General features: G+C 65.7%; 23 protein-coding genes. 5 read left to right on the top strand and 18 right to left on the bottom strand.

Annotation, left to right across the window (positions count from 1 at the left end):
* Nucleotides 1–8: 8 nt before the first annotated feature.
* From DFO47_RS14540 to DFO47_RS14460, 17 genes are all read right to left on the bottom strand, one after another.
* Entirely contained in the window at nt 9–689 is a 681-nt protein-coding gene (locus tag DFO47_RS14540; RefSeq protein ID WP_133832121.1) for a septum formation initiator family protein, read from the bottom strand.
* Nucleotides 690–826: 137 nt separating this feature from the next.
* Nucleotides 827–2,107: a phosphopyruvate hydratase gene (gene eno, locus DFO47_RS14535; protein WP_018761911.1), complete on the bottom strand. Its 1,281-nt coding sequence runs from the start codon at nt 2,105–2,107 to the stop codon at nt 827–829.
* A gap of 118 nt (nt 2,108–2,225) precedes the next feature.
* A complete protein-coding gene (locus tag DFO47_RS14530; protein WP_081624148.1) occupies nt 2,226–2,798 on the bottom strand; it encodes a MazG nucleotide pyrophosphohydrolase domain-containing protein in 573 nt (190 codons plus the stop codon).
* Nucleotides 2,799–2,877: 79 nt separating this feature from the next.
* Nucleotides 2,878–4,014, bottom strand: coding sequence for an adenosine deaminase (locus DFO47_RS14525; RefSeq protein WP_018761913.1), 1,137 nt, complete (start codon nt 4,012–4,014; stop codon nt 2,878–2,880).
* Between the two features lie 39 nt (nt 4,015–4,053).
* Nucleotides 4,054–4,785, bottom strand: a complete 732-nt coding sequence (locus DFO47_RS14520; protein WP_018761914.1) for a DedA family protein — start codon at nt 4,783–4,785, stop codon at nt 4,054–4,056.
* Nucleotides 4,786–4,920: 135 nt separating this feature from the next.
* On the bottom strand, nt 4,921–5,550 hold the full coding sequence (locus tag DFO47_RS14515; protein ID WP_133832120.1) for a VTT domain-containing protein: 630 nt from the start codon (nt 5,548–5,550) through the stop codon (nt 4,921–4,923).
* Between the two features lie 6 nt (nt 5,551–5,556).
* A complete protein-coding gene (locus DFO47_RS14510; RefSeq protein ID WP_018761916.1) occupies nt 5,557–6,879 on the bottom strand; it encodes a thymidine phosphorylase in 1,323 nt (440 codons plus the stop codon).
* The gene (locus tag DFO47_RS14505) at nt 6,876–7,319 is read right to left on the bottom strand and encodes a cytidine deaminase (protein WP_279586712.1); all 444 of its coding nucleotides are present in this window, start codon (nt 7,317–7,319) and stop codon (nt 6,876–6,878) included. Before DFO47_RS14505 ends, DFO47_RS14510 begins: the two co-directional genes overlap by 4 nt.
* Before the next feature lie 5 nt (nt 7,320–7,324).
* Nucleotides 7,325–8,833: an ABC transporter permease gene (locus DFO47_RS14500; protein ID WP_109863480.1), complete on the bottom strand. Its 1,509-nt coding sequence runs from the start codon at nt 8,831–8,833 to the stop codon at nt 7,325–7,327.
* Nucleotides 8,830–10,224 carry an ABC transporter permease gene (locus DFO47_RS14495; RefSeq protein WP_018761919.1) on the bottom strand — a complete coding sequence of 465 codons (1,395 nt, stop codon included), beginning with the start codon at nt 10,222–10,224 and terminating at the stop codon, nt 8,830–8,832. The genes DFO47_RS14500 and DFO47_RS14495 overlap by 4 nt, the downstream gene beginning before the upstream one ends.
* Nucleotides 10,217–11,812 (bottom strand): ABC transporter ATP-binding protein, encoded by a 1,596-nt coding sequence (locus DFO47_RS14490; RefSeq protein WP_133832118.1) that lies wholly within the window; start codon nt 11,810–11,812, stop codon nt 10,217–10,219. Before DFO47_RS14490 ends, DFO47_RS14495 begins: the two co-directional genes overlap by 8 nt.
* Nucleotides 11,813–12,037: 225 nt before the next feature.
* Nucleotides 12,038–13,150, bottom strand: coding sequence for a BMP family ABC transporter substrate-binding protein (locus tag DFO47_RS14485; RefSeq protein WP_133832117.1), 1,113 nt, complete (start codon nt 13,148–13,150; stop codon nt 12,038–12,040).
* A 264-nt stretch (nt 13,151–13,414) separates the two neighbouring features.
* Nucleotides 13,415–14,431 carry an NADP-dependent oxidoreductase gene (locus DFO47_RS14480; RefSeq protein WP_133832116.1) on the bottom strand — a complete coding sequence of 339 codons (1,017 nt, stop codon included), beginning with the start codon at nt 14,429–14,431 and terminating at the stop codon, nt 13,415–13,417.
* Nucleotides 14,428–14,859: an organic hydroperoxide resistance protein gene (locus DFO47_RS14475; protein WP_133832115.1), complete on the bottom strand. Its 432-nt coding sequence runs from the start codon at nt 14,857–14,859 to the stop codon at nt 14,428–14,430. The genes DFO47_RS14480 and DFO47_RS14475 overlap by 4 nt, the downstream gene beginning before the upstream one ends.
* A 47-nt stretch (nt 14,860–14,906) precedes the next feature.
* On the bottom strand, nt 14,907–15,341 hold the full coding sequence (locus DFO47_RS14470) for a MarR family transcriptional regulator (RefSeq protein ID WP_133832114.1): 435 nt from the start codon (nt 15,339–15,341) through the stop codon (nt 14,907–14,909).
* 152 nt (nt 15,342–15,493) lie between these two features.
* Nucleotides 15,494–16,711, bottom strand: a complete 1,218-nt coding sequence (locus DFO47_RS14465) for an amidohydrolase (RefSeq protein ID WP_109863486.1) — start codon at nt 16,709–16,711, stop codon at nt 15,494–15,496.
* Nucleotides 16,712–16,811: 100 nt separating this feature from the next.
* Nucleotides 16,812–17,945, bottom strand: coding sequence for a mannose-1-phosphate guanylyltransferase (locus DFO47_RS14460; protein ID WP_026264626.1), 1,134 nt, complete (start codon nt 17,943–17,945; stop codon nt 16,812–16,814).
* A gap of 282 nt (nt 17,946–18,227) precedes the next feature.
* Between DFO47_RS14460 and sdhC the strand changes: the two genes are divergently transcribed.
* The 5 genes from sdhC (at nt 18,228) to DFO47_RS14435 (ending at nt 22,691) form a co-directional block, all read left to right on the top strand.
* Complete coding sequence (gene sdhC, locus DFO47_RS14455) at nt 18,228–18,608, top strand: succinate dehydrogenase, cytochrome b556 subunit (RefSeq protein WP_081624141.1); 381 nt, start codon at nt 18,228–18,230, stop codon at nt 18,606–18,608.
* Nucleotides 18,609–18,611: 3 nt separating this feature from the next.
* The gene (locus tag DFO47_RS14450) at nt 18,612–19,073 is read left to right on the top strand and encodes a succinate dehydrogenase hydrophobic membrane anchor subunit (protein WP_018761927.1); all 462 of its coding nucleotides are present in this window, start codon (nt 18,612–18,614) and stop codon (nt 19,071–19,073) included.
* 108 nt (nt 19,074–19,181) lie between these two features.
* Nucleotides 19,182–20,981: a succinate dehydrogenase flavoprotein subunit gene (gene sdhA, locus DFO47_RS14445; RefSeq protein WP_018761928.1), complete on the top strand. Its 1,800-nt coding sequence runs from the start codon at nt 19,182–19,184 to the stop codon at nt 20,979–20,981.
* A gap of 1 nt (nt 20,982) precedes the next feature.
* A complete protein-coding gene (locus DFO47_RS14440; RefSeq protein ID WP_018761929.1) occupies nt 20,983–21,765 on the top strand; it encodes a succinate dehydrogenase iron-sulfur subunit in 783 nt (260 codons plus the stop codon).
* Nucleotides 21,766–21,926: 161 nt separating this feature from the next.
* Nucleotides 21,927–22,691, top strand: coding sequence for an alpha/beta hydrolase (locus DFO47_RS14435; RefSeq protein ID WP_133832113.1), 765 nt, complete (start codon nt 21,927–21,929; stop codon nt 22,689–22,691).
* 37 nt (nt 22,692–22,728) lie between these two features.
* Here DFO47_RS14435 and DFO47_RS14430 read toward each other — a convergent pair whose 3' ends face one another.
* The gene (locus DFO47_RS14430; RefSeq protein ID WP_133832112.1) at nt 22,729–24,030 is read right to left on the bottom strand and encodes an extracellular solute-binding protein; all 1,302 of its coding nucleotides are present in this window, start codon (nt 24,028–24,030) and stop codon (nt 22,729–22,731) included.
* Nucleotides 24,031–24,414: the final 384 nt, after the last annotated feature.

The raw sequence follows: 24,414 nt of genomic DNA, 5'->3' as shown, positions 1-24,414 counted from the left end.
TGTGCGGTTCAGTCTGTGGCCGCGCGCCTGATGGACTCCCACAGGGAATCCACCCACGGCAGATCGGCGGGGTCTTGTGCTGTTGCGCCGGCGGGGCTACTGCTCTCTCCGGCCGGTTCATCGCTGCCAAAAACCCAGTAGCCGGTTTCGCCCGGCATAACCATGTTAATGCGGTCGCGGGCCTGCTGCTTGACGTAGTTGGGGTCCTGCCACCGCGAAACCTGCTGCCGGAGGGCATCCCCCTGGGCCTGGCGTGCGGCGATATCGGCATTCAGCGCGTCGATTTCGGCCTTTTTGTCGAAGAAGATCTTCACCGTGGGCGCCAGCATGATGGTGATGGCCACCATCACCACGGCCAGGGCCAGCATGCGGCCGGAGAACGCTTTGGCGGGGACGGGGTGCTGATCGCCATCGCTGTCCCGGCCGTCCTTGCCGTCAATGGAGCTGCTGCCCTTGCGTCCGGCGGACGCCTTGGGCGTGGTTGGCTCCCCCGACTTTCCGGCCGGGCGGCCTGCAGTTCCGCGGCTGCCGGCGCCATGTCCCGGTGACGCGCCTGCTGCGCCGGTGTCCTTGGCCGGACGGAAATCCGCCCGGATGACCTCGGCCCCGCCGGAGGTACCGTCGTCGGCCGTATCCTTTGCCGGACGGGCGGGGGCGACCTTGGGAACTTTGGGGCGGCGGGTAGCCATGACACTCCTGAAACGCAGCCTCCCTGGGCCGCCACTATCTGTGCTGGACAAACACTGCTGGGACCATTGCTGCGAAAAGCAACAGCGGTGGCTATGGTCTTCCAACCATAGCCACCGCCGATGGGTTTAGCCGGTTACTAGCCCTTGAAACGCGGGAACGCGCTGCGGCCGGCGTAGCGTGCGGCGTCGTCGAGTTCCTCTTCGATGCGCAGCAGCTGGTTGTACTTGGCAACGCGCTCGGAGCGGGCAGGTGCGCCGGTCTTGATCTGGCCTGCGTTGGTGGCCACCGCGATGTCGGCGATGGTGGTGTCCTCGGTTTCACCGGAGCGGTGCGAGGTGATGGTGGTATAGCCGGCGCGCTGGGCCAGGCTGACGGCGTCCAGGGTCTCGGTCAGGGAACCGATCTGGTTGACCTTGACCAGCAGGGAGTTGGCCGTCTTGGTGTCGATGCCGCGCTGCAGGATGGACGGGTTGGTGACGAAGAGGTCATCGCCCACCAGCTGGACCTTGTCGCCGATGGCGTCGGTGAGGGTCTTCCAGCCTTCCCAGTCGTTCTCGTCCAGCGGGTCCTCGATGGACACCAGCGGGTAGTCGGCAACGAGTTCGGCGTAGTAGGCGCTCATCTCGCTGGCGGACAGGGCCTTGCCTTCGAACTGGTAGGCACCGTCCTTGAAGAACTCGGAGGAGGCGACGTCCAGGGCCAGGGCGATGTCCTTGCCCGGGGTGTAGCCGGCGTTCTTGATGGCTTCCTGGATCAGGTCCAGTGCCGCGCGGTTGGACGGCAGGTTCGGGGCGAAGCCGCCCTCGTCGCCCAGGCCGGTGGACAGGCCCTGTTCCTTCAGGACGGACTTGAGGTTGTGGTACACCTCAACGCCCCAGCGCAGGCCCTCGGAGAAGGTTTCGGCGCCGATGGGGGCGATCATGAATTCCTGGATGTCGACGTCGGAGTCGGCGTGGGACCCACCGTTGAGGATGTTCATCAGCGGCACGGGCAGGACGTGGGCGTTCGGGCCGCCCAGGTACTTGTAGAGGGGCAGGTCGGCGGATGCTGCGGCAGCGTTGGCGACGGCCAGGGAGACGCCCAGGATGGCGTTGGCGCCGAGTTTGCCCTTGTTGGGGGTGCCGTCCAGGTCCAGCATGGCCTGGTCGATGCTGCGCTGGTCGGTGGCGTCGAAGCCGGTCAGGGCGGGGGCGATCTGGTCGATCACGGCGTCGACGGCCTTCTGCACGCCCTTGCCGAGGTAGCGGCCCTTGTCGCCGTCGCGCAGTTCAACGGCTTCGTGCTCACCGGTGGAAGCACCGGAGGGAACTGCGGCGCGGCCGATCTGGCCGTCGGACAGCAGGACTTCAACTTCAACAGTGGGGTTGCCGCGGGAATCAAGGATCTCGCGGGCGTGGATGGCATCGATAAGCGCCATGAATTTGCTCCTTATGGGCGATTAACGGGGGGAATCAGGCAGAAAACTCGACGTACTCGTCAGGGACTAGCGTAGTCGAGAGTGCTCCGGGTTACTCAAACCGGTCAAGGCCCGGACGTCATGATGCCGCTTGGTCGCCGTGGTAGCGGCGTACGGCGGTACGGAGGGCGCGCTCGGCGTCCATGCCGCGGTCCCGGGCCGAACGCACGACGGCGAGCAGCAGGGTTCCCAGTTCTTCCTCGCTTTCGGGGACGGGAACCCCGTCGGGCAGCCCGAGCCCTGCCCGGGCCGCCCGGTCAAGGGATTTTTGCGCCTTGGCCAGCGCCGGGAGGGCAGCGGGGACTCCTTCGAAGGCATGGCGCCGCTCCGGGCGCTCTGCACGTTTGACCGCATCCCACGTCTGCTCGATTTCCGCCACCGTTGCGGGGAAGGTGTCCTGCAGGGAACCGTCGGGCCGGAAGACGTGGGGGTTCCGGCGGACCATTTTGGCAGCCAGTCCGCGCGCGACGTCGTCGAACGTGAACGCGCCTCGTTCCTCGGCAAGGCGGGCGTGCAGCACCACCTGGAGCAGGACGTCACCGAGCTCGCCCTGGAGTTCGGCGTCGGGGTGGCCCTCCTCGATGGTCTCAGCCACCTCGTAGGCCTCCTCGAGGAGGTATTCCACCAGCGAGGCGTGCGTCAGGGCACCCATCCAGGGGCAGTGCTCGCGCAGCTGGGCCATCTTTTCCAGCAGCTCCGCAGTGGCGGAGCTGCCGGGGGGAGGATCCTGGTCAGCCAAGGTTGGCGTAGGCGTCGTTGATGTATTCCACCAGTGCTTCCTTCTCCTCCAAGGGCAGGAAGGACGCCTCGGCCGCGTTCAGGGTCAGCTCCAGCAGGTCGTCAAGGTCGTAGTCGAACGTCTCCACCAGCAGGTTGAACTCGTCCGTCAGCGTGACGCCGCTCATCAGGCGGTTGTCGGTGTTGATGGTGACGTTGAAACCCAGCTGGTACAGCATGTCCAGCGGGTGGCTCTCGATACCCTCGCCAAATTCGGCGATGGCTCCGGTCTGGAGGTTGGAGGACGGGCAGATTTCCAGGGCGATGCCGCGGTCACGAACCCAGCTGGAGAGGTCGCCGAGGGTGACCAGGCCGACGGTGTCGCCGGCCTCGTCGTCATCGTCGAATTCCACCATGATGTCCTCGGCGATCCGGACGCCGTGCCCCAGGCGGAGGGCGCGGCCGTCCACCAGTGCAGACTGGATGCTCTCCAGCCCCGCAGCCTCGCCGGCGTGCACCGTGGCGGGGAAGTTGTGCTGGGCCAGGTAGGTGAACGCGTCCTTGAAACGGCTGGGCAGGAAGCCGTCCTCCGCCCCTGCGATGTCAAAGCCCACTGCGCCCTGGTTGCGGTGGCGCACGGCGAGTTCGGCGATTTCCTGGCCGCGGTCCGCGTGGCGCATGGCGGTGATCAGCTGGCCCACCTGGATCTCCCGGCCGCTCTCCGACACGGCCTCGACGCCGGCTTCCAGGCCGTCCTGGACCGCTTCCACGGCTTCATCCAGGCTGAGCCCCTTCTGCAGGTGCTGCTCCGGCGCCCACCGGACCTCGCCGTAGACCACGCCGTCATCCGCCAGGTCTTCGACGAACTCCTTGGCCACGCGGAACAGGCCGTCGTAGGTCTGCATTACGGCCACGGTGTGGTCGAAGGTTTCCAGGTAGCGGACCAGGGACCCGGAGTCGGCGGATTCGCGGAACCACTCCCCCAGGGCAACCGGGTCCGTCGAGGGGAGGGTGTGCCCCACGGCTTCCGCCAGCTCGATAATCGTGGCCGGACGGAGTCCCCCGTCCAAGTGGTCGTGAAGGGAAACCTTGGGCAGGCTCTTCAGGTCGAAATCAATGGCAGGGGCAGCGTCAAGAATGGGCTCAGTCACGTTCCCACCTTAGGGTGGGGCGGGGTTCAAAGCCAGCCGCTACTTGGCTGCGGGACCCGCATCGGCCGATGGCACCGTTAGGGGCCGGGTGCCGGGCCGTCCTTCCTGGCCCGGGGTGTTTTCGGCCCATCCGTCCACGTCGGCGTCAGCCTCGGGCGCATCGTGGCGTCCGAGCCGTTTGTGCCACCAGCGCAGGGCGTGGTCGATCACGACGCCCAGGACTATCGCGAAGACGACGGCGATGCCGGCGCTCAGGAGCGGGTTGTGGTGCAGCCATGGGAAGGAGCTGGCCAGCACCCCGATGCCCAGGGAGTAGCCCACCCATGTGACGCAGGCAAAGGCGTCGAAGACGAAGAACCTGCGGTGTGAGAACCCGGTGCTGCCGGCCACGTAGTTGACAGCCACCCGGCCCCAAGGGATGTACCGGGCGGTGAAGATGAGGACCGCCCCGCGCTTCTCGAGCTCGTAGCGGGCCCAGGCGAAGACTTTCCGGACCTTGGGCCGGCGCATCCACGCCCACCGGTCCAGTCCGATCTTTCGGCCGAGCATATAGGCCATGTTGTCGCCGCAGATCGCGCCGATCAGGGCGGTCAGACCAAGGATCCAAAGATTGGGTTCGCCGCTGTGCCGCGAGAAAGCCGCCAAAGCCACAATGAGGGTCTCACTGGGCACCACCATGGCGAAGCCGTCCACGAAGAAGAACACCAGCAGTACGGGGTAGATCCACCACTGGCCCGCTGCATGGAGCACGGCCTCATTAATAAACTCCACGCGGTGTTGCTCCTGTAAAAAAAATGGCACGGCCGAAGCGCCGCAGCCAAAGCGGAAATCGTTCCTAAGTGTCCCATGGCGGGGACGCAGTACGCTACGCCCCGGCGCCCGGAATTATCCGGTTAAACGCGGGGCTCAGGTCCCGGGTTCCCGGATCCGTTCCACCACGTTGGGTTTACCCCGGAATTTGTTGATCACCAGGTCCACCAGGATGCCCAGGGCTACGGCACAGACAATGGCGATCGCGGCGCCCAGGACGTGGTTGTCCTCGAACCATTGGCCGAAGAACAGCCCGATCGTCACGGAGTATCCGGCCCACAGGCTTGCGGAAAGGACCGTCAGACCCACGAACCGCAGGTGGGGATAGTGGGTGACTCCGGCGGTCAGGTTGACCGCCACGCGGCCGATCGGAACGAACCGGGCCACCAGGATCAGCGACGCCGGCCGTTTGCGCAGTTCCCGGCCCGCCCAGCGGAAGGCGGCCTGCATCCGCGGTCCGCGCATCCAGGCCCAGCGGGTGGTGCCCACCCGCTGGCCCAGGAGGTAGGCAATGTTGTCGCCCGCGAAGGCTCCGGCGGCAGCCACCCCGGCCAGGAGCAAGGGGTTGGGAACGTCCGCGGTGGCGGCGACGGCGGCGAGGCCCACCACCACGGATTCACTTGGCACGGGCGGGAAGAAGCCGTCAATGACGCAGCACGCCAGCACCAGGACCAGCACCCAGGGCTGTCCGGCTGCGGCGAGGATGAAGTCGTTGATGGCCTGCATTGGTACCTATGCTATGCGGTCAATGATGAGCTGCTGGGCAGGCCGTGAACCATCCGGCGCGATGACCACCGCGTGTTCGAGGGCTTCCCGGGCGCGGGCAAACCGGTCCGGTGTGTCCGTGAGCAGGGTCATCAAGGGTTCCCCGGCCCTGACGGTGGCGCCCGGTTTGGCGTGCATCCGCACCCCGGCTCCGGCTTGGACGGCATCCTCCTTGCGGGCACGGCCGGCCCCCAGCCGCCAGGCGGCCACCCCGACGGCCAGGGCGTCGAGTTCCACCAGCACTCCGTCTGCGGGGGCGTAGACGACATCGGATTCCCTGGCTGCCGGGAGGGGGGCATGCGGATCGCCACCCTGGGCGGAGATCATCCGGTTCCAGACGTCCATGGCGCGGCCGTCCTTGAGCGCGGCGGCGGGGTCGGCGTCGTGCACTCCCGCAGCGGCGAGCATCTCTTCGGCGAGCCTGACGGTCAACTCCACCACGTCTTCCGGTCCGCCACCGGCGAGGACCTCCACGGACTCCTCGACTTCGATGGCGTTGCCGGCTGTGAGGCCCAGTGGCGTGTTCATGTTGGTCAGCAGCGCAACCGTGTTGACGCCGGCGTCCTTGCCCAGGGCCACCATGGTCTCGGCCAGTTCCCGGGCCCGGGACTCATCCTTCATGAACGCTCCGCTGCCCACTTTGACGTCCAGGACCAGCGAGCCCGTGCCCTCGGCGATCTTCTTGCTCATGATGGACGAGGCGATGAGCGGGATGGCTTCCACGGTGCCGGTCACGTCACGCAGCGCGTAAAGCTTCTTGTCCGCCGGGGCCAGGCCTGCGCCGGCGGCGCAGATCACTGCCCCGACGTCCTGGAGTTGGGCCAGGATCTCACCGTTGGTCAGGTTTGCGCGCCACCCGGGAATCGACTCAAGCTTGTCCAGGGTGCCGCCCGTGTGGCCCAGGCCGCGGCCGGAGAGCTGCGGGACGGCGACGCCGAACACCGCCACGAGCGGGGCCAGCGGCAGGGTGATCTTGTCCCCTACCCCGCCGGTGGAGTGCTTGTCCGTGGTGTACTTCAGGCCGCCGTCGGGGCGCCGAAGGCTGGAGAAGTCCATTCGCTCCCCTGACGCGATCATGGCGGCGGTCCAGCGGGCAATTTCCGCCCGGTCCATGCCGTTGAGCAGGATGGCCATGTTCAAGGCCGCCATCTGTTCATCGGCAATGGCTCCACGCGTGTAGGCGTCGATGGTCCAGTCGATCTGTTCGGGGCTCAGAGTGCCTTTGTCCCGCTTGATGCGGATGATGTCCACGGCATCGAATGCCTCGGCGTTGCTGGTGGTTTGGGTCACCGGGTCTCCTCCAGATGTTGGGGGCCAAATGCGTCGGGCAGCACCTGATCCATCGTCCTGATGCCTTGGGTGGTCATGACTTCCATGTCCGGGGCGCGGAATTCGTACAGCAGCTGGCGGCAGCGGCCGCACGGCATCAGGACCGTGCCGCCGGCGTCGACGCAGTAGAAGGCGCGCAATTGGCCGCCGCCGGTCATGTGCAGATTGCCTACCAAGGCGCATTCGGCGCAGAGGGTGAGGCCGTAGCTGGCGTTCTCGACGTTGCAGCCGCTGACGATCCGGCCATCCGTGGTGAGGGCGGCCGCCCCCACCGCGAAATTCGAATACGGCGCGTAGGCATTTGCCATGGCGGCAACGGCGGCAGCCTCGAGGGCGGCCCAATCGACGCCGGTACCTCCGCCGGGCTTGCCTTGGTTGCCGGGGGCTCCGGTTTCTGTCACCGTGGTCACCCCTTGACGTACGGGATGCCGTCGGCCGCGGGCGGCCGGGAACGCCCCACCAGGCCTGCCACGGCGATGACGGTCAGGGCGTAGGGGAGCATCGCCATGAACTGGCTGGGCACTGGCGAGCCAATGATGGTGATGATGCTCTGCAGGTTGTCGGCGAACCCGAAGAGCAGGGCGGCCAGGAAGGCCCCGATGGGATTCCAGCGCCCGAAGATCATGGCGGCAAGGGCGATGTAGCCGCGACCGCCGGACATGTCCTTGCTGAAGGCGTCCACCGACACCAGGGTGAAGAAGGAACCGCCGATTCCAGCGATCGCGCCGCCCATCAGGACGTTGATGAAGCGGGTGCGGTTGACATTGATGCCCACGGTGTCCGCCGCCTGCGGGTGTTCGCCGACGGCGCGCACCCGCAGGCCCCATTTGGTGTGGAACAGCCCGACGTAGACCACGATCACGGCCACGTACATGAGGTAGCCCACCAGGGACTGGCGGAACAGGATGGGTCCGATGATCGGGATGTCGGCAAGGAACGGGATATCCACTGCCTGGAGCCGGCCGGGCTTGTTGAGGTGTTCCGGGTCCGCCGTGAGCAGGGTGGAGAACAGGAAGCTGGTGAGGCCGCTGATCAGGACGTTGAGGACCACGCCGACGATGATCTGGTTGACGAGGTACTTGATGCTCACCACGGCCAGGACCAGGGACACGAGTGCGCCGGCGACGGCCGCCGAAATGAGTCCCACGTAGACATTGCCTGTCACGGTGGCTACGACGGCGGCGGAGAACGCACCGAGCAGGAGCTGCCCTTCGATGGCGATGTTGACCACGCCGGCCCGTTCGCACAGCACTCCGGACAGCGAGCCGAACACCAGTGGTACGGCCAGTGTCACCGCTCCTGCCATCAGGCCGCCCAGGGAAATGGACGGTTCGGGGTCACGGCCGCCGGCGACGATCCAGATCATGAACCCGACCAGGAAGACGACGGCGAAGAGACCGCCCAGCCATCCGGGGGTGCGCCGCCGCTGCAGGGTCAGCAGGATGGCGTACCCGGCCAGGCCGAGCAGCAAGAGGGCGCAAATCCAGCCGAAGACCATCGAGGGCACGGTGATCTTCTCCACCTGGGCAACGCCGAGGGCCGCGAGGCCCAGGACGACGACGGCAGCGATGGTGGTGGCGGGAATCCAGCGGTCCACTCCCCCGCCCTCGCGGCGCTGGCTGATCCAGCGGTAGCCGAGGTATCCGGCGGCAGCCAGCGCCACGACAAGGGTGATCCAGGCTGCGGTGGACGAGGCGTTTGGGTCGCGGGCTTCGGCGATCCGGAACCCGGCGGATTTTGTGTTGGCGAGGAATCCAAACAGCACGGTGCCCAGGATGGCGAGCAGGCCCAGGCCGACGCCGGCCTTCCAGCTCACCAGTTCCGTTGTCCCTGCCCGGCCTGCGGCACGGTTGGCTCCGGTGGTTTTCCCGGTTCCAGGTTGTTTGCTCGCGGGAGATTGTGTGGTGGCGCTCATGCTGCCGCTCCGCTCTTGACGCCGCCGGTATGCGAACCTGCGGTCCCACTTGTGGTGGTCTTCTTCTTACGGGGGTTGAGTCCGAATATCGCACGGACCAGCGGCGGTGCTGCGATGAACAACACGATCAGGGACTGGATGACGAGCACAATGTCGATGGGGGTTTGCGTCTGTGCCTGCATTGCCACGCCGCCGGCGCGGAAGGCGCCGAACAGCAGGCCCGCAAAGAAGGTTCCCCACGGCGTGGAGCGTCCCAGCAGAGCGACGGTGATGGCGTCAAAGCCGATGGAAGCGGCCACACCGCCGGAGAGGTACTTTTCCGTGCCGGACACCTGCGCCACCCCGGCCAGGCCGGCCAGCGCACCCGCGATCGCCATCACCAGGATGGTGCTGCGGGCAACGTTGATTCCGGCGGTACGGGCCGCGTTCGGGTTCGCCCCAACGGCGCGGAACTCAAAACCGACCGTGGAGCGGTTCAACAGCCACCAGACGAAGGCGGTGGCCGCTATCGCAACCAGGAACCCGGCGTGCAGGCGGAACTGGGGTCCGAGCAGTTCGGGGAACAACGCGGTGGAGTCAAGGAACGGGGAGATCGGGTTGGTGGAACCCTTGCGCTGGAAAGCGGGGGTGGTGAGCAGGAAGAGCAGCAGGAAGTTGGCGATGTAGTTGAGCATGATGGTCACGATCACCTCGTGGGCGCCGGTCCGCGCCTTCAGCAGGCCCACGACGCCACCCCAGACCGCGCCGCCAACCAGGCCGGCGAGGATGACGACCAGCAGGTGCAGGCCGATGGGCAGGTGCCAGGCGAAGCCAACGTAGGCGCCGAAGAGCGCACCGAAGATGATCTGCCCCTGGGCGCCAATGTTGAACAGGCCGGCGCGGAACGCCAACGCGACGCCGAGCCCGGCACAAATAAGCGGAGTTGCGACCGTGAGGGTCTCGGTGATCGGGTACAGCTGGGCGGCCAGGTCGGCGCCGGCCCAGTTGAAGATGGACCCCTGCACCAGTGCGGTATAGGGACGGATGACCTCGGTCAGGAGGTCTCCGGGCTGGGCAAAAAAGTAACCGGCCGTGACGGCGACCTTGGGGTTGGTCACCGCCATCAGGATGCCGCCGAGCACGATGGCCAGCAGCACGGAGAGGAAGGAGACCATGGCGTTGCCGGTGAAGATCTGGTGCAGGACGGATCCGTCACCGTCCCGGTGGTCCCGGCCGCGCAGCTGGGTGGCCGCCGGAACGGCGGACGGCGGCATCTGGCCGCCGGCGGTGTCCAGCGCGACGTCGGAGGCGACGGCCTCGGAGGTGGTGCCGCCTGGCACCTGGGTCGGGGCGGGCTCCGGGGCGCTGTTATTGCCTGTGGCCAGCGGGTCCGGGGTTGTCTTCTCAGACATGGGTTTCTCCTTCGTGGCCGGCAGGCTCAGATACCGTCGGTGCGGCCGTTACGCCGGAAGCATGGGCGGAGGCGTTGGCTTCGGCTTCCGCGGCCGGGACACCGGCCATCATCAGGCCCAGGACGTCGCGGGACGTGGTGGCGGGGACGATTCCCACCAGCCGGCCGCGGTAGAGCACCGCGATCCGGTCTGCCAGCTGCAGTACTTCGTCAAGTTCCGTGGACACGATCATGACGGGCGTTCCGTGGTCGCGTTCGGCGATGACGCGCTTGTGGACGAATTCGATCGAGCCGACGTCAAGCCCGCGCGTGGGCTGCGAGGCAATAAACAGGCGGAGCGGGCGGGAGAGCTCACGGGCCAGGACGACCTTCTGCTGGTTGCCGCCGGAGAGGGTGCCCACCGCGGCGGATACGGAGGGCGTGCGGACATCGAATTCCTCGACCTTCTTGGCAGCGTTCTCCGCGATGACGCCCGGTTTCATCCCCACGCCGCGGGCGAAGGGTGCCTTGTCGTAGAGGTCCAGGATCATGTTCTCGGCGATGGTGAACGTGCCTACCAGGCCGTCAAGGGTGCGGTCCTCGGGGACGAAGCCCACACCCGCACCGAGCACATGCTTAACGCTCGCGCCCAACAATTCCTCGCCGTCGAGCGTGATGGACCCGGCCACGTGCGGCTGCACGCCAAGGATCGCCTCGGTCAGCTCCGTCTGGCCGTTGCCTTGCACTCCGGCGATGGCGAGCACCTCGCCCTTGGCGATGTCGAATGACAGGTCATCGACCACATGCTGTCCATTGTGGTCGGTGACGGTCAGGTTGCGGACCTTGAAGGTCACCTCACCCGTCTTGGCCGGCGCCTTGTCAAGCGTCAGGCTCACGGTGCGGCCCACCATGGCGGACGCCAGTTCGGTGGGGGAAGCTGTGGGGTCCGCCTGCCCCACCACCTTGCCGCGCCGGATGACTGTGATGGTGTCCGAGATGGCTTTGACTTCGCGCAGTTTGTGGGAGATGAAGACGATCGATTTCCCGTCGCGCTTCAGCTGCCGGATGATGTCCAGGAGTTCGTCGGTCTCCTGCGGCGTCAACACGGCGGTGGGTTCGTCGAGGATGAGCACCTCGGCATCTCGAACCAGTGCCTTGATGATCTCGACCCGCTGCTGGACGCCAACGGGCAGGTCCTCCACCATGGCGTCGGGGTCGACGTCGAAGCCGTACTGGTCCGAAATGCGGCGGATCTTCTCGCGCGTAGCTTCCAGGTTGAGCAGGCCGGCGGCCTTGGTGGTCTCATTGCCCAGCGCCACATTCTCGGCCACGCTGAAGACCGGGATGAGCATGAAGTGCTGGTGGACCATTCCGATGCCGGCCGCCATGGCCTCGCCGGGGTCTTTGAAGACGACAGGCTTGCCATCGACCAGGATTTCGCCTTCGGTCGGATCGTACAGGCCGTAGAGCACGTTCATCAGGGTGGATTTCCCTGCGCCGTTCTCGCCCAGGAGGCAGTGCACCTGCCCCGGTTCGACGACCAAATCGATGTGGTCATTGGCTACCAGGGACCCGAATCGCTTCGTGATCCCCTTCAGTTCGAGTTTCAAAACCCCAACCAATCTGTGTGTGTATGGATCTGCTCCGCCGCGCTGTCGGCGGCAAGGCAGCGGGTAGTCCCAGCCTAGTGTTACGGGTGGTTTCTGGGCAGGGCGGGCAGGCAGGAAAAGTAACGCCTGCATGGCGCTGGCAAGCGTGCGTTGCCAGCAAAACAGAACGCGCTGCCCTCCGGCCGGGGTAACGGCGGAAGGGCAGCGCGCCCCGCTGTTCAGTGCTTACTTGGTGGGGCTGGACTTCGACTCGACCTTGACGGTGCCGGAGATGATGTCCTTCTTCAGCTGGTCCAGTTCGCCCTTGAGGTCCGCCGGCACGGCGGAATCGAGGTCGTGGAAGGGAGCCAGGGCAACACCGCCGTTTGCAAGGGTTCCGATGTACGGCGAGGCGTCGAACTTGCCGTCCTTGTCGTCCTTGATGACCGTCTCCACAGCGGTGGCCATGGTCTTCTGGACAGAAGAAAGGATCACGGACTTGTAGTCGGGGGCCGTCAGGTAGCCATCGGAGTCAACCCAGATGAGCTTGGCATCCTTGCCCTTGGACTTGGCTTCGAGGATCGCGCTGCCCGCGCCGCTGCCGACGGGTCCGGCCACGGGAAGGACGATGTCTGCGCCCTGGTCGAGGAAGCCCTGGGTGAGGACCTTGCCCTTGTCCACCTGCTTGAAGTCGCCGACGAAGGTGCCGTCCTGCTTGTCCTTGTCCCAGCCGATGAGCTGGACGCTCTTGCCCTTCTTTTCGTTGTAGTACTTCACGCCGTCGGCAAAACCGTCCATGAAGATGGTGACGGTGGGGATGTTGATGCCGCCGAAGGTTGCCACCTTGCCGGTCTTGGACGTGCCTGCTGCCAGGTAGCCGGCCAGGAACGCGGCCTGGGCCGTGTCATAGACGATCGGCTTGACGTTCTTGGGGAAGGTGGGGTCGTTGTAGTCGATGATCGCGAAGTGGCTGTTCGGGTTGGCCGTCGCGATGGACTTGGTGGCATCGCCGAGCAGGAACCCGACGGTCACGGTGAGCTTGCAGCCCTGCTGGACCATGGAGCGGAGGTTCGGGTCGTAGTCGGTGTCAGCCTTGGACTGGACGTGCTTCTCCTTGATGCCAAGGTCCTTGACGGCGGCCTGCAGTCCCTCGTAGCCGGACTGGTTGAACGACTTGTCGTCGAATCCACCGGAGTCGGACACCATGCAGGCGGTGTAGTCCGAGGCGGTGGCTGAACCCGAGGGGCCGGACGCGGACGGGGCGGCCCCGCAGCCGGTCAGCAGCAAGGCGGACGCACCGAGGGTGGCCACACCGGCCATTGAACCGCGCTTGAAGCCGGCACGCAGTGATTTCTTCAATTTTCCTCCAGGGATGATGCGAGTGGCACTACGGGCTGAGATTCAATGAGTGTCCGTTTCGGCGCTGAAATTCTGTTTTCACTGAAGGCACGCAGCACTGCGCCGGAGCGCACTGATGGCACTTACTTTAGTGGCCTGCGCCACGTCCCCATAGCACGTCGGAAGCTGACCCCGAAGATTGTTTACAAGTTGTTACCAAGCAGTAGGGGCGCCTCCAAAGGAGGCGCCCCTACTGCTGATTGTTCTTTAGTTGTGAGCGCCGGGCTACAGCCGGACGAGCATCTTTCCGGTGTTCGCACCGTCCAGGAGATCCATGAACGCCTGCGGCGCGTTCTCCAGTCCGTCCACGATCGTCTCGTCGTAGCGCACGGTGCCGTCGGCCAGCCAGCCGGACATCTTCTCGGCAAACTCCGCCGCGTGCTGCCGCTGACCGCCTACCAGGAAGCCGCGGAGCGTCAGTTGCTTGCCGATGGCCTGCATCAGGTTGTGGGGCGCCGGAGTCGGTTCGGTGGAGTTGTACTGCGCGATGGCACCGCACATTGCCACCCGGCCGCCGACGTTGAGGACTGCCAGGGCCGCCTCGAGGTGTTCGCCGCCGACGTTGTCGAAGTAGACGTCGATGCCGGCTGGGCCGGCGGCCTTCTGCAGCTGGTCCAGCACGGGACCATCGTGGTAGTCGAAGGCTGCGTCGAAACCGAGCTCCAGCAGCCGGGCCACCTTGGCCGGCGAACCGGCGGAGCCGATCACGCGGGAGGCGCCCATGGCCTTGGCGATCTGGCCAACCAGGGAGCCCACCGCACCGGCGGCACCGGAGACGAACACGGCGTCCCCCGGCTTGAATTCGGCGACCTTCAAGAGGCCGGAGTAGGCGGTCAGCCCGGTCATGCCCAGGGCGCCAAGGAAGGCGGAAGCCGGGGCCAGGTCAGTTCGGGCCGGGGTGGCTGCAGCGCCGTCAACCACGGCGTACTCCCGCCAGCCGAGGGAATGCACGACGACGTCGCCCTCCTTGTGTGCCGACGAACGGGACGCGACCACCTCGCCTACCGCGCCGCCGTCGAGCGCCTTGCCCACGGCAAACGGCGCGGAGTAGGACTTCACATCATTCATCCGGCCCCGCATGTAGGGGTCGACCGACACGAAGAGGTTCCGGACCAGGATCTGGCCGTCCTCGAGGGCGGGCAGCGGGGACTCGGCGAGCTCGAAGTTATCGCTGGCAGGACGGCCTACAGGGCGCGAGGCCAGGCGGATTTCACGGGTGCTGGTGGCAAGTGCGGTGCTCATGCTGCGTACTCCAAAATCTTGATGTCGACGATGATGTTGCCCCGGGTGGCGTTCGAGTAGGGGCACACTTCATGCGCCTTGGCCACCAGTTCCTCGGCGGTGGAAAGGTCCAGCGCCGGGAGGGCGATTTCCAGTTCGGCGGCAAGCCCGAAGCCCGTTCCGCCGTCCAGCTGTCCCAGGTGGACTTTCGCCGCAACGGCCGAATCGGTGAGGTCGGCGCCTGCCTTGCGGCCCACCAGGCGCAGTGCGGAGTGGAAGCAGGCGGCGTACCCGGCGGCGAAAAGCTGTTCAGGGTTGGTCCCGCGGCCGCTGCCGCCCAACTCCGCGGGGCTGGCCAGGTCCACGGCCAGCTTGCCGTCATTGCTGCGTGCAGTGCCGTCACGGCCTTCGCCGGAGGCAAGCGCCTCGGCGGTGTAGAGAGTCTTCACGAAAAATGTCCGTCCTGTAGGTGGGATGGTGCAGGGTGGCGCGCCGCTTAGAGCGACTGGTGCAGTGCGGCCGTGAGCTTGCCCAGGGTGGCGCGCAGTTGTTCGAGCTCTCCGTGCGAGAGCCCTGCGGCGTCAGCCAGCCGCTGCGGGATGGCCCGGGCCGGGACGCTGAGTTCCCGGCCTGCCGTCGTGAGGTGAATGGCAACGCGCCGTTCGTCCTCGCCTGACCGGCGGCGTTCCACGAGCCCCAGTGCTTCCAGCCGCTTGAGAAGGGGCGACAGGGTCCCCGAGTCCAGCCCGAGCTCCCCGCCAAGTTTCTTGACCCCGCGGGGCTCGTCCTCCCACAGCACCAGCATCACCAAGTACTGCGGGTAAGTGAGCCCCAGTTCATCCAGCACTGGCCGGTACACGGCGGTGGCTGCCCGGGAAGCCGAATACAAGGCAAAACACACTTGGCGGTCCAGGCGGGGAGCTTCGGTCATGAGAAAACAATAGCCCACAATTAAATTGTGCACAACTCAACTGGCCTCAGGAGACCATCCCGTTGACCGTCGTCGTGATCCACCAGCGTTACCGGCGCCGGCGCAAACAAGCCGCCAAGGCACGGACGCGGCGTGGACGGTGTGCCGGGCGGCTACAGCGCGGGTGGCTGCTCGATGTCCCTGATGGTCCTCAACGCTGCCGCGGTGAGCACGCGGATCCCCAGGCCCAGCGATCGCTCGTCCAGGATGTAATCGCCGCGGTGGAGGTCGTAGTCCTCCCCGCCCGGCGTCTTGGTGCCCAGGCGCATCATGGCTCCCGGAAGTTCCGCAAGGAACCAGGCAAAGTCCTCGCCACCCATGGATTGCGGGGTCAGCACCACGGCGCTTTCGCCGATCTCTGCGCGCGCAGCCGCCTCGATAATTGCCGTTTCGTGTTCCGAGTTCACTACGGGCGGCACTCCCCTGGTGTGCTCCAGGTGGACGTCCACCCCATACGGCGCGGCCACCTGGTGGACCACCTCGTCGAGGAGTTCGCCGGCGGCGTGCCAGGCGTCACGGTCCAGGCAGCGCATGGTTCCGGCCATGTAGCCCGAGCCGGGAATGGCATTGGGCGCCGATCCGGCGGTGATCTGGCCCCACACCACGGACACGCCACTGCGGACGTCCACCCGGCGGGACAGGACGGCCGGAACGTTGACGGCGATCTGGGCAAGCGCGAAGACGAGGTCCTCGGTGAGGTGCGGTCGGGACGTGTGGCCGCCGCGGCCGGACAGTTCAATCCGGATGGTGTCCGAGGCCGAGGTGATGGCGCCAATCCGGGTTCCGACCTTGCCCACTTCGATGCGGGGGTCGCAGTGCAGCGCGAGGATCCGGGGAACTCCCTCCAGCACGCCCTGCTCAATGCACGCGTGCGCCCCGCCGGGCATGGTTTCCTCTGCGGGCTGGAAGATGATCCGCACCGTCGCGCCCAGGGGCGATTCCTGGTGCATGCGCTGCAACACCAGGGCAATGCCCAGCATGGTGGTGGTGTGCACGTCGTGGCCGCAGGCGTGGGTGACGCCGTGGTTCTTGGACGCGAAAGCCAGGCCGGTTTCCTCGATGATGGGGAGGGCGTCGATGTCACCCCGCAGCGCGGTGGCGATGGGGCCTTCGCCGACGTCCACGGTCAGGCCGGTGCCTTCGAGCCGGCGGGGGCTCAGCCCGGCGGCCTCCAGCCGCTCCGCAAGCTTGTCGGTGGTGCGGAACTCCTTGAAGGAAAGCTCCGGGTGCGCATGGAGGTCCCGCCGGAATTCGATCAGTTCCGGCAGGAGCGGTTCAAGCCACGGCGCCACCAAGGCGGTGGGCTCGGCTTCAGTAGTGTAATTGCGCACTGTTTTACTCTAGCGATCACGGCCCCGATAAGGGCCATTCACTGACGCCCCGTTACAACGTGAACCTGCCGGCGCCGTGACGCGCCGGCAGGTAGGGCGATCAAAGGACGTCCGTGTCCCCGCTGGCCTTGAGGGCGTCGACCGCTGCCTTGACCCGCTGGGAGTTGGCCATGGTGGTGACCAGCAGCGCGTCCGGCGTATCCACGATGACCACATCCTGGATGCCGATCAGGGCGATGACCCGCTTGGTGTCTGTGACCACCACACCGCTTGAGTTCTCCGTGAATACCCGCGCTCCTTCGCCCAGGACGGTGACGTCGTCCACTTCCTTGGCGCTGTTGAGCCGCCCGACGGAGGCAAAGTCGCCAACGTCGTCCCAGCGGAAGGTCCCGGGCACGACGGCGACGTCCCCGGCTTCGGCGGCGGGCTCGGCCACTGCGTAGTCGATGGCGATCTTGGGCAGGGTGGGCCAGATCCGGGCAGTGACCTCGTCGCGTTCGGGGGTGTCCCAGGCCTGCGCGATTTCCTGCAGGCCCTTGAACAGCTCCGGCTGGTTGGCCTCGAGGTGCTTGAGCATCAGTGCCACGGGGGCTACGAACATGCCGGCGTTCCACACGTAGTCACCGCTGTCGACGTACTGCTGGGCCACCACTTCGTCGGGCTTTTCGACGAATTCCACCACATCGTGGGCGCTCGGAGCTCCGTCGATGTGCAATTCCTTGCCGGAGCGGATGTACCCGAACCCGGTGGACGGGTGCGTGGGCTTGATGCCGATGGTCACGATCTTGCCGGCCGCGGCGGTATGGATTGCCTCCCGGACGGCGTCCTGGAAGAGGTGGTCCGGGCTGATCACCTGGTCGGCGGCGAAGGACCCCATGATGGTGTCCGGGTCCCGCGCGTGCAGGATGGCTGCGGCGAGGCCGATCGCCGCTGCGGAGTCCTTGGGCTCCGATTCCAGGACAAGGTCCGCGTCCTGGACCTCGGGAAGCTGGCGGCACACGGCGTCGCGGTGCGCTTTTCCGGTGACCACCAGCACCCGGCTGCCCGCGAGCGGGTGGAGCCGGTCGTAGGTGGCACGCAGCAGGGTGCTGCCCGATCCTGTGAGATCGTGAAGGAACTTGGGAGCTGCTGCTCGTGACAGGGGCCAGAGGCGGGTCCCCACTCCGCCTGCCGGAATCACCGCAATGAAGCGGTCAAGGGGTGAGGCCGGGCTTGTCACTTTGTCTGTACTCATCACCGCTACTTTAGCTGACGGCCCACGGCCGGCGGCGGCGGCCCGCCACGGGCTGTCTACCGGCGCGCTCCGTCATCGCATGGCCCAAATCACCACATCCGTGTGGCGTTCGTCTCATTCTCGCCGAAAAACCGCCCCAGCACTGGTCTCCAAGAATCTCCTAAATTGAATAAGCTGTAAGCGAAGCCTAGATTTAGGCCTGAGCTACGAGTGCTCTCGCAGCAGGCGTTCCCCCCGCATGGATCTCATGCCAGCGCCGCTGTGTTGCAGGGAGGTTTATCAGTGCCGACAAAACCAGCTGGCACCTTGTACCGCGGCCGTGAAGGCATGTGGTCCTGGGTAGGACACCGCATAACCGGTGTAGTGATCTTTTTCTTCTTGTTGGTCCACGTCCTGGACACCTCCTTGGTGCGTGTGTCGCCGGAGGCCTACACCGCTGTGATCGGCGCCTACAAGAACCCGCTGATGGCGCTGGGCGAGACCGGGCTTGTGGCCGCGATCGTGTTCCACGCCTTCAATGGCTTGCGGATCATCGCGGTCGACTTCTGGAAGAAGGGCGCCAAGTACCAGCGGCAGATGCTGTGGGCAGTCCTGGCCCTCTGGATCGTGACCATGCTTGCGTTCTCCATCCGCCACCTGTCCCTCGCCCTCGGAGGTCACTAAGCCATGACTGCAACCATCGAGAGCCCCCGCAGCGGCCGGGTAGCTCCCCAGTACCGCCGCAGCGGCGGTTCGCGCGGCAACTTCGAGATGATCGCCTGGCTGTTCATGCGCCTCTCCGGCGTGGTGCTGGTGGTCCTCATCTTCGGGCACCTGTTCGTGAACCTCATGGTCGGCGAAGGCATCCATGCCATTGACTTCGGTTTCGTCGCCGGCAAGTGGGCGGACCCGTTCTGGCAGTTCTGGGACCTGGCCATGCTGTGGCTGGCAATGCTGCACGGCACCAATGGCGTGCGGACCATCATTAACGACTACGCCGAAAAGACGGGGACGCGGCGCTGGTTGAAGACCGTCCTCTACGCAGCCGCCGTGGTCATCATCCTGCTGGGCACCCTGGTGATCTTCACCTTCAACCCCTGCCCCGTTGTGGACGGCGTGGCCCTTCCGGGCGGATTCTGCCCTGCCTAGTCCAGGCACAACCCCGGGCCCGCGGGCTTACCCGCGGGCCCTGTTTTGCGGAGCAGGCGAAGCCGCCCCGTTGTTTGATAGCGAATTTTGAGAGAAAGAGCGTCTGGTATGCAGGTCCATAAGTACGACGTCGTCATCGTCGGTGCCGGTGGCGCTGGCATGCGCGCCGCGATCGAGTCCGGTCAGCGCGCGCGCACAGCAGTACTGACCAAGCTCTACCCCACCCGCTCGCACACGGGTGCGGCGCAGGGTGGCATGTGTGCAGCCCTTGCCAATGTCGAGGAAGACAACTGGGAATGGCACACGTTCGACACCGTCAAGGGCGGCGACTACCTGGTTGACCAGGACGCTGCAGAGGTCATGGCGAAGGAAGCCATCGACGCCGTGCTGGACCTCGAGAAGATGGGCCTGCCGTTTAACCGCACGCCCGAGGGACGCATTGACCAGCGGCGCTTCGGCGGCCACACCCGCGACCACGGCAAGGCTCCCGTGCGCCGCGCCTGCTACGCCGCAGACCGCACCGGCCACATGATCCTGCAGACCCTGTACCAAAACTGTGTCAAGCACAACGTTGAGTTCTACAACGAGTACTACGTCCTGGACCTGCTGACGGTCGAAGAGGATGCTGTCCGCGAGGACGGCACGCCCTACAAGCAGAAGCGTGTGGCCGGCGTCGTGTCCTACGACCTCGCCTCCGGTGAACTGCACGTCTTCCAGGCCAAGTCCGTGGTCTTCGCCTCCGGCGGCGCCGGCAAGGTCTTCAAGACCACCTCGAACGCACACACCCTCACGGGTGACGGCATGGGCATCGCCTTCCGCCGCGGCATCCCGCTGGAGGACATGGAATTCTTCCAGTTCCACCCCACCGGCCTTGCCGGCCTCGGAATCCTGCTCTCCGAAGCAGCCCGTGGTGAAGGTGCCATCCTGCGCAACTCCGAGGGTGAGCGCTTCATGGAGCGCTACGCTCCCACCATCAAGGACCTGGCGCCCCGCGACATCGTGGCCCGCTCCATGGCCAACGAAGTCCGTGAAGGCCGCGGCTGCGGTCCGAACAAGGATTACGTGCTCCTGGACCTGACCCACCTGGAACCGGCGCACATTGACGCCAAGCTCCCGGACATCACCGAGTTCGCCCGGACCTACCTGGGGGTGGAACCGTACACCGAGCCCGTACCGGTGTTCCCCACGGCCCACTACGCCATGGGCGGTATTCCGACGAACATTCAAACCGAGGTACTGCAGGACAACGACACCGTGGTGCCGGGCCTCTACGCCGCCGGTGAAGTGGCATGCGTGTCCGTCCACGGTTCCAACCGCCTGGGCACCAACTCCCTGCTGGACATCAACGTTTTCGGCAAGCGGGCCGGCGTGGCCGCCGCCGAGTACGCGAAGACTGCCGACTTCGTGGAACTGCCGGAGAACCCGTTGGCTTACACCACCGAGCTTCTGGACATTGCCCGCAACGGCACCGGTGACGAAAAGGTTGCCCAGATCCGCAAGGAACTGCAGGACACCATGGACGCCAACATGCAGGTGTTCCGTACCGCCGATACCCTGAACCAGGTGCTGCGCGACATCGCCTCCTTCGAGGAGCGGTACAAGCGCATCAACGTCCAGGACAAGGGCAAGCGGTTCAACCTGGACCTGCTCGAGGCCGTTGAGCTCGGCTTCCTGCTGGAACTGGCCAAGGTGATGACCGTGGCTGCCCTGCACCGTGAGGAATCCCGCGGCGGCCACTTCCGCGAGGACTTCCCCGAGCGTGACGACGAGAAATTCATGAAGCACTCCATGGCGTACAAGGATGACCATGCGCCGGCCGACGGATCGGCGGAATCAATCGCCGGCATCCGCCTCGCCACCAAGCCGGTTGTCTTTACCCGCTACGAGCCGATGGTGAGGAAGTACTAAGATGACCGCTGAAATCGCTGAGCCAGCCTCAAAGGTTGAACTGCCTGCCGGCGTTGGCGGGGGCGGGGAAATCCCCACGTTCGATGTCCACCTGCGGGTCCGCCGGTACAACCCGGAGGTTTCCGAGGAAGCCACCTGGGACGACTTTCACCTCACCATGTACGGCACGGACCGTGTCCTGGACGCCCTGCACAAGGTGAAGTGGGAGACGGACGGAACCCTCTCCTTCCGGCGCTCCTGTGCCCACGGCGTGTGCGGTTCCGATGCCATGCGCATTAATGGCCGCAACCGCCTCGCGTGCAAGACCCTCCTGAAGGACCTGGATACGTCCAAGCCCATCACGGTGGAGCCCATCAAGGGCCTGCCGGTGGAGAAGGACTTGATCGTGGACATGGAGCCGTTCTTCCAGTCATACCGCGAAGTCATGCCCTTCCTGATCAACAAGGGCCACGAGCCCACCCGGGAGCGCCTGCAGTCCGCCGAGGACCGTGAACGCTTCGACGACACCACCAAGTGCATCCTGTGTGCTGCGTGCACGTCCTCCTGCCCGGTGTTCTGGACGGACGGGCAGTACTTCGGGCCCGCCGCGATCGTCAACGCCCACCGTTTCATCTTCGATTCCCGTGATGACGCCGGCGACATGCGCCTGGAGATCCTGAACGACAAGGAAGGCGTGTGGCGCTGCCGCACCACCTTCAACTGCTCAGAGGCTTGCCCCCGCGGCATCCAGGTGACCCAGGCCATCGCAGAGGTCAAGCAGGCCATCCTCGCCCGCAAGATCTAGCAAGTCCAACAACAGCAAGAACGGCCGACGGCGTCACTCACCACATGTGGTGGGGGCGCCGTCGTCGTTTCTCCCCACCCGTCCCCTGACCGTGCACGCCTGGCCCGGGAACCCGGCGGGCGTGGGCGCACAGCCATTCCTACCAAGCGAAAGGGAACAGCATGTCCCGCTCCGAAAAAGTATCCTTCGCAGGCTCAACCGGTGAGACGCTGTCCGGAATAATCGACGTCCCGGAAGGCGTGGTCAAGGGCTGGGGAGTGTTTTCGCATGGGTTCACGCTCGGCAAGGACAGCCCGTCCGCGTCCCGGATGTGCAAGGCACTGGCGGACAGCGGCATTGGCATGCTGCGGTTCGACAACCTTGGCCTGGGCGGCTCGGCCGGCGAATGGTCCGCCGGCTCGTTCAGCCACAAGGTGGCCGACACGGTGAAGGCCGCGGAGTTCATGCGTGCGGAGGGGAAGGAAATCTCCCTGTTGGTGGGCCATTCCTTTGGTGGTGCCGCCGTGCTGGCGGCCGCACGGGAGATCCCCGAGCTCGACGCCGTGGCGACGGTGGGCGCGCCCTTCTCCCCCAAGCATGTGGCACATGTCTTTGACGCCGCCCTGGACCGGATCCTCAGCGAGGGGAGCGCCGAGGTGGACCTGGGCGGGAAGCGGGTGGAGATCCGCCGGCACTTCGTGGAAGACCTGGAGAACGCCGACTTGACTGACTGCATCCGGCAGCTGCACAAACCGCTGATGGTGCTGCACTCCCCCACCGACAACACCGTGGGGATCGAGAACGCCAGCACGATTTTCCAGACCGCCCGGCACCCGCGCAATTTCGTCTCCCTCGAGGGTAGCGACCATCTGCTGACAGGCAAGGGCCAGGCCGCCCGCGCCGCCCGGATCATCGCGGCGTGGGCCGACCAGTACCTCGACGCCTGAATCACACCCCGTTCCAGGGAGCGCCCGGGCACCCGGTCTATTTGCCGATGGCAGCCTTGCTCTCGCTGATCCACTGCTCGGCGGCCTTGTCCGGCGCCAGCCTCTTGAACAGGACATCGGTGTTGATCCGGGCCGTGATTTCGGAGACGGCCGTCGAGCCGGTGGGTCCGATGTATGTGGGGGCGAAGTCCATCTTGCCGATCTGGTTGATGTAGTCGGCCTCCACCTTCCCCTGCGGCGTGAGCATGTCCTTGATGGCGTTGCGCATGTCGGCGTTACTGGGAACGCCCCGGTCGCTCTGGATGATTTTGGCCGCCGACTGGTCGTTGACCAGGAAGCTCACGAGCTTTGCCGCCGCGTCAGCGTGCTTGCTGCGGGCCGAGATGGTGTAGAACTGCGAGGACTGGAGCCAGATGCCGGGCGTGGGTTTTTCACCCGGGAGCTTGAGCAGCTTGAGGTCGGCGCCGGATGCCTTGCTGAGGGCGGACAACGAGTTGCTCCAGGTCAGCATCATGGCCGCTTTGCCCATGCCCAGGAGGGTTTGCTCGGTGCTGACGTTGAGCTTCTCGACGGTCTCGGAGGCGCTTGGGGCCGCCCCGGTTTCGCTCAACTTCAGTGAGTAGTCGAAGTAGTCCTGGACCGTTTCCTTGCCGAGCCCCAACTGACCGTCCTGGGTGTACAGCGATTCACCCCGCTGGCGGGCGAAGGCGTCCAGGGAGTCGTGTGTGAGCACGGTGGCGGTTCCGTAGGTCCCCTTGGGACTGTGGGCCGTGACATCCGCCGCGATCTTCGCGAAGTCCTCCCAGCTCCAGGAAGTATCGTCCGGCAGCGGGACTCCCGCCGCCGAGAACACCGCCGGATTGGCGACAATCGCCAGGGAATTGGCACCGGTGGACACCCCGTATTGCTTGCCCTTGACCTGACCGTTTTCCAGTGCGCCCTGGTCCATCCTTGACAGATCCAGCGGGCCCTTGACCGTGGCCAAATCCAGCAGGGCACCCCGGTTGGCGTACTCCGCCGGATAGGCGCCACCCATGGTGATGACGTCGGGAGCATCATTGGCCGCCACCTGGGTGGCAAGCTTGTCGAAGTATCCGCCGATGTCGCCGTACTCCGGCTTGACCTTGATGTTCGGGTTGGCCTTCTCGAATTCGGCGATGGCCTTGTTGGTCAGGTCGGCGCGGCCAGCGTTGCCCCACCAGGAGAAACGGATTTCGACAGGGCCGTCCTCAGGCTTGTTGGATGGGGTACTGGAGCATGCCGCGGTGAGGCCAAGGAGTGCCGCGGCCGTGAGGATGGCAGTTAATTTACGAAGGGTTCGGATAACTTTTCGCGTCATTGGGCAAGCTTCTTCCGAGATGAGAAAGCGATTTCGTGAAACGTATCAAAGGCCTGCTTCCGACGTCAAGGGCTCATTCCCACCCGAATGTGCACCATGGCTTCACCTGCCAATGCCGTGAGTTTTCTGACGCGCAAAACGCGTACCAAGGGTTGACAGTCGCCCCGGCGCGCCGCAAGGATAAAGGCGGGAAAACGCTTTCTGATTCCTCGCCTTTCCCGCACCACGCCTTTCCCGCAGGGTAAGTTACCCGTCAGGCGGCTTGTCGTAATGGTGCTTTACCCCCGCATTCCCCAGGAGGCCGTTCAGCGTGCACAGCCAAGGCACCACCGACCGCGCGGTGACGCCCAAAGCCTCGCCGGGCAGCACCGCGCCCATCGACAG

Source organism: Arthrobacter sp. AG258 (assembly GCF_004364695.1).
Taxonomy (GTDB): domain Bacteria; phylum Actinomycetota; class Actinomycetes; order Actinomycetales; family Micrococcaceae; genus Arthrobacter.
This window is presented reverse-complemented; position numbering and strand designations above follow the sequence as displayed.

Coding starts and splice junctions, on each gene's coding strand:
- DFO47_RS14540 (WP_133832121.1), bottom strand. CDS start 689: ATGGCTACCCGCCGCCCCAAAGTTCCCAAGGTCGCCCCCGCCCGTCCG.
- eno (WP_018761911.1), bottom strand. CDS start 2,107: ATGGCGCTTATCGATGCCATCCACGCCCGCGAGATCCTTGATTCCCGC.
- DFO47_RS14530 (WP_081624148.1), bottom strand. CDS start 2,798: ATGGGTGCCCTGACGCACGCCTCGCTGGTGGAATACCTCCTCGAGGAG.
- DFO47_RS14515 (WP_133832120.1), bottom strand. CDS start 5,550: ATGCAGGCCATCAACGACTTCATCCTCGCCGCAGCCGGACAGCCCTGG.
- DFO47_RS14500 (WP_109863480.1), bottom strand. CDS start 8,833: ATGAGCGCCACCACACAATCTCCCGCGAGCAAACAACCTGGAACCGGG.
- DFO47_RS14495 (WP_018761919.1), bottom strand. CDS start 10,224: ATGTCTGAGAAGACAACCCCGGACCCGCTGGCCACAGGCAATAACAGC.
- DFO47_RS14480 (WP_133832116.1), bottom strand. CDS start 14,431: ATGAGCACCGCACTTGCCACCAGCACCCGTGAAATCCGCCTGGCCTCG.
- DFO47_RS14470 (WP_133832114.1), bottom strand. CDS start 15,341: ATGACCGAAGCTCCCCGCCTGGACCGCCAAGTGTGTTTTGCCTTGTAT.
- DFO47_RS14460 (WP_026264626.1), bottom strand. CDS start 17,945: ATGAGTACAGACAAAGTGACAAGCCCGGCCTCACCCCTTGACCGCTTC.
- DFO47_RS14450 (WP_018761927.1), top strand. CDS start 18,612: ATGACTGCAACCATCGAGAGCCCCCGCAGCGGCCGGGTAGCTCCCCAG.
- sdhA (WP_018761928.1), top strand. CDS start 19,182: ATGCAGGTCCATAAGTACGACGTCGTCATCGTCGGTGCCGGTGGCGCT.
- DFO47_RS14440 (WP_018761929.1), top strand. CDS start 20,983: ATGACCGCTGAAATCGCTGAGCCAGCCTCAAAGGTTGAACTGCCTGCC.
- DFO47_RS14435 (WP_133832113.1), top strand. CDS start 21,927: ATGTCCCGCTCCGAAAAAGTATCCTTCGCAGGCTCAACCGGTGAGACG.
- DFO47_RS14430 (WP_133832112.1), bottom strand. CDS start 24,030: ATGACGCGAAAAGTTATCCGAACCCTTCGTAAATTAACTGCCATCCTC.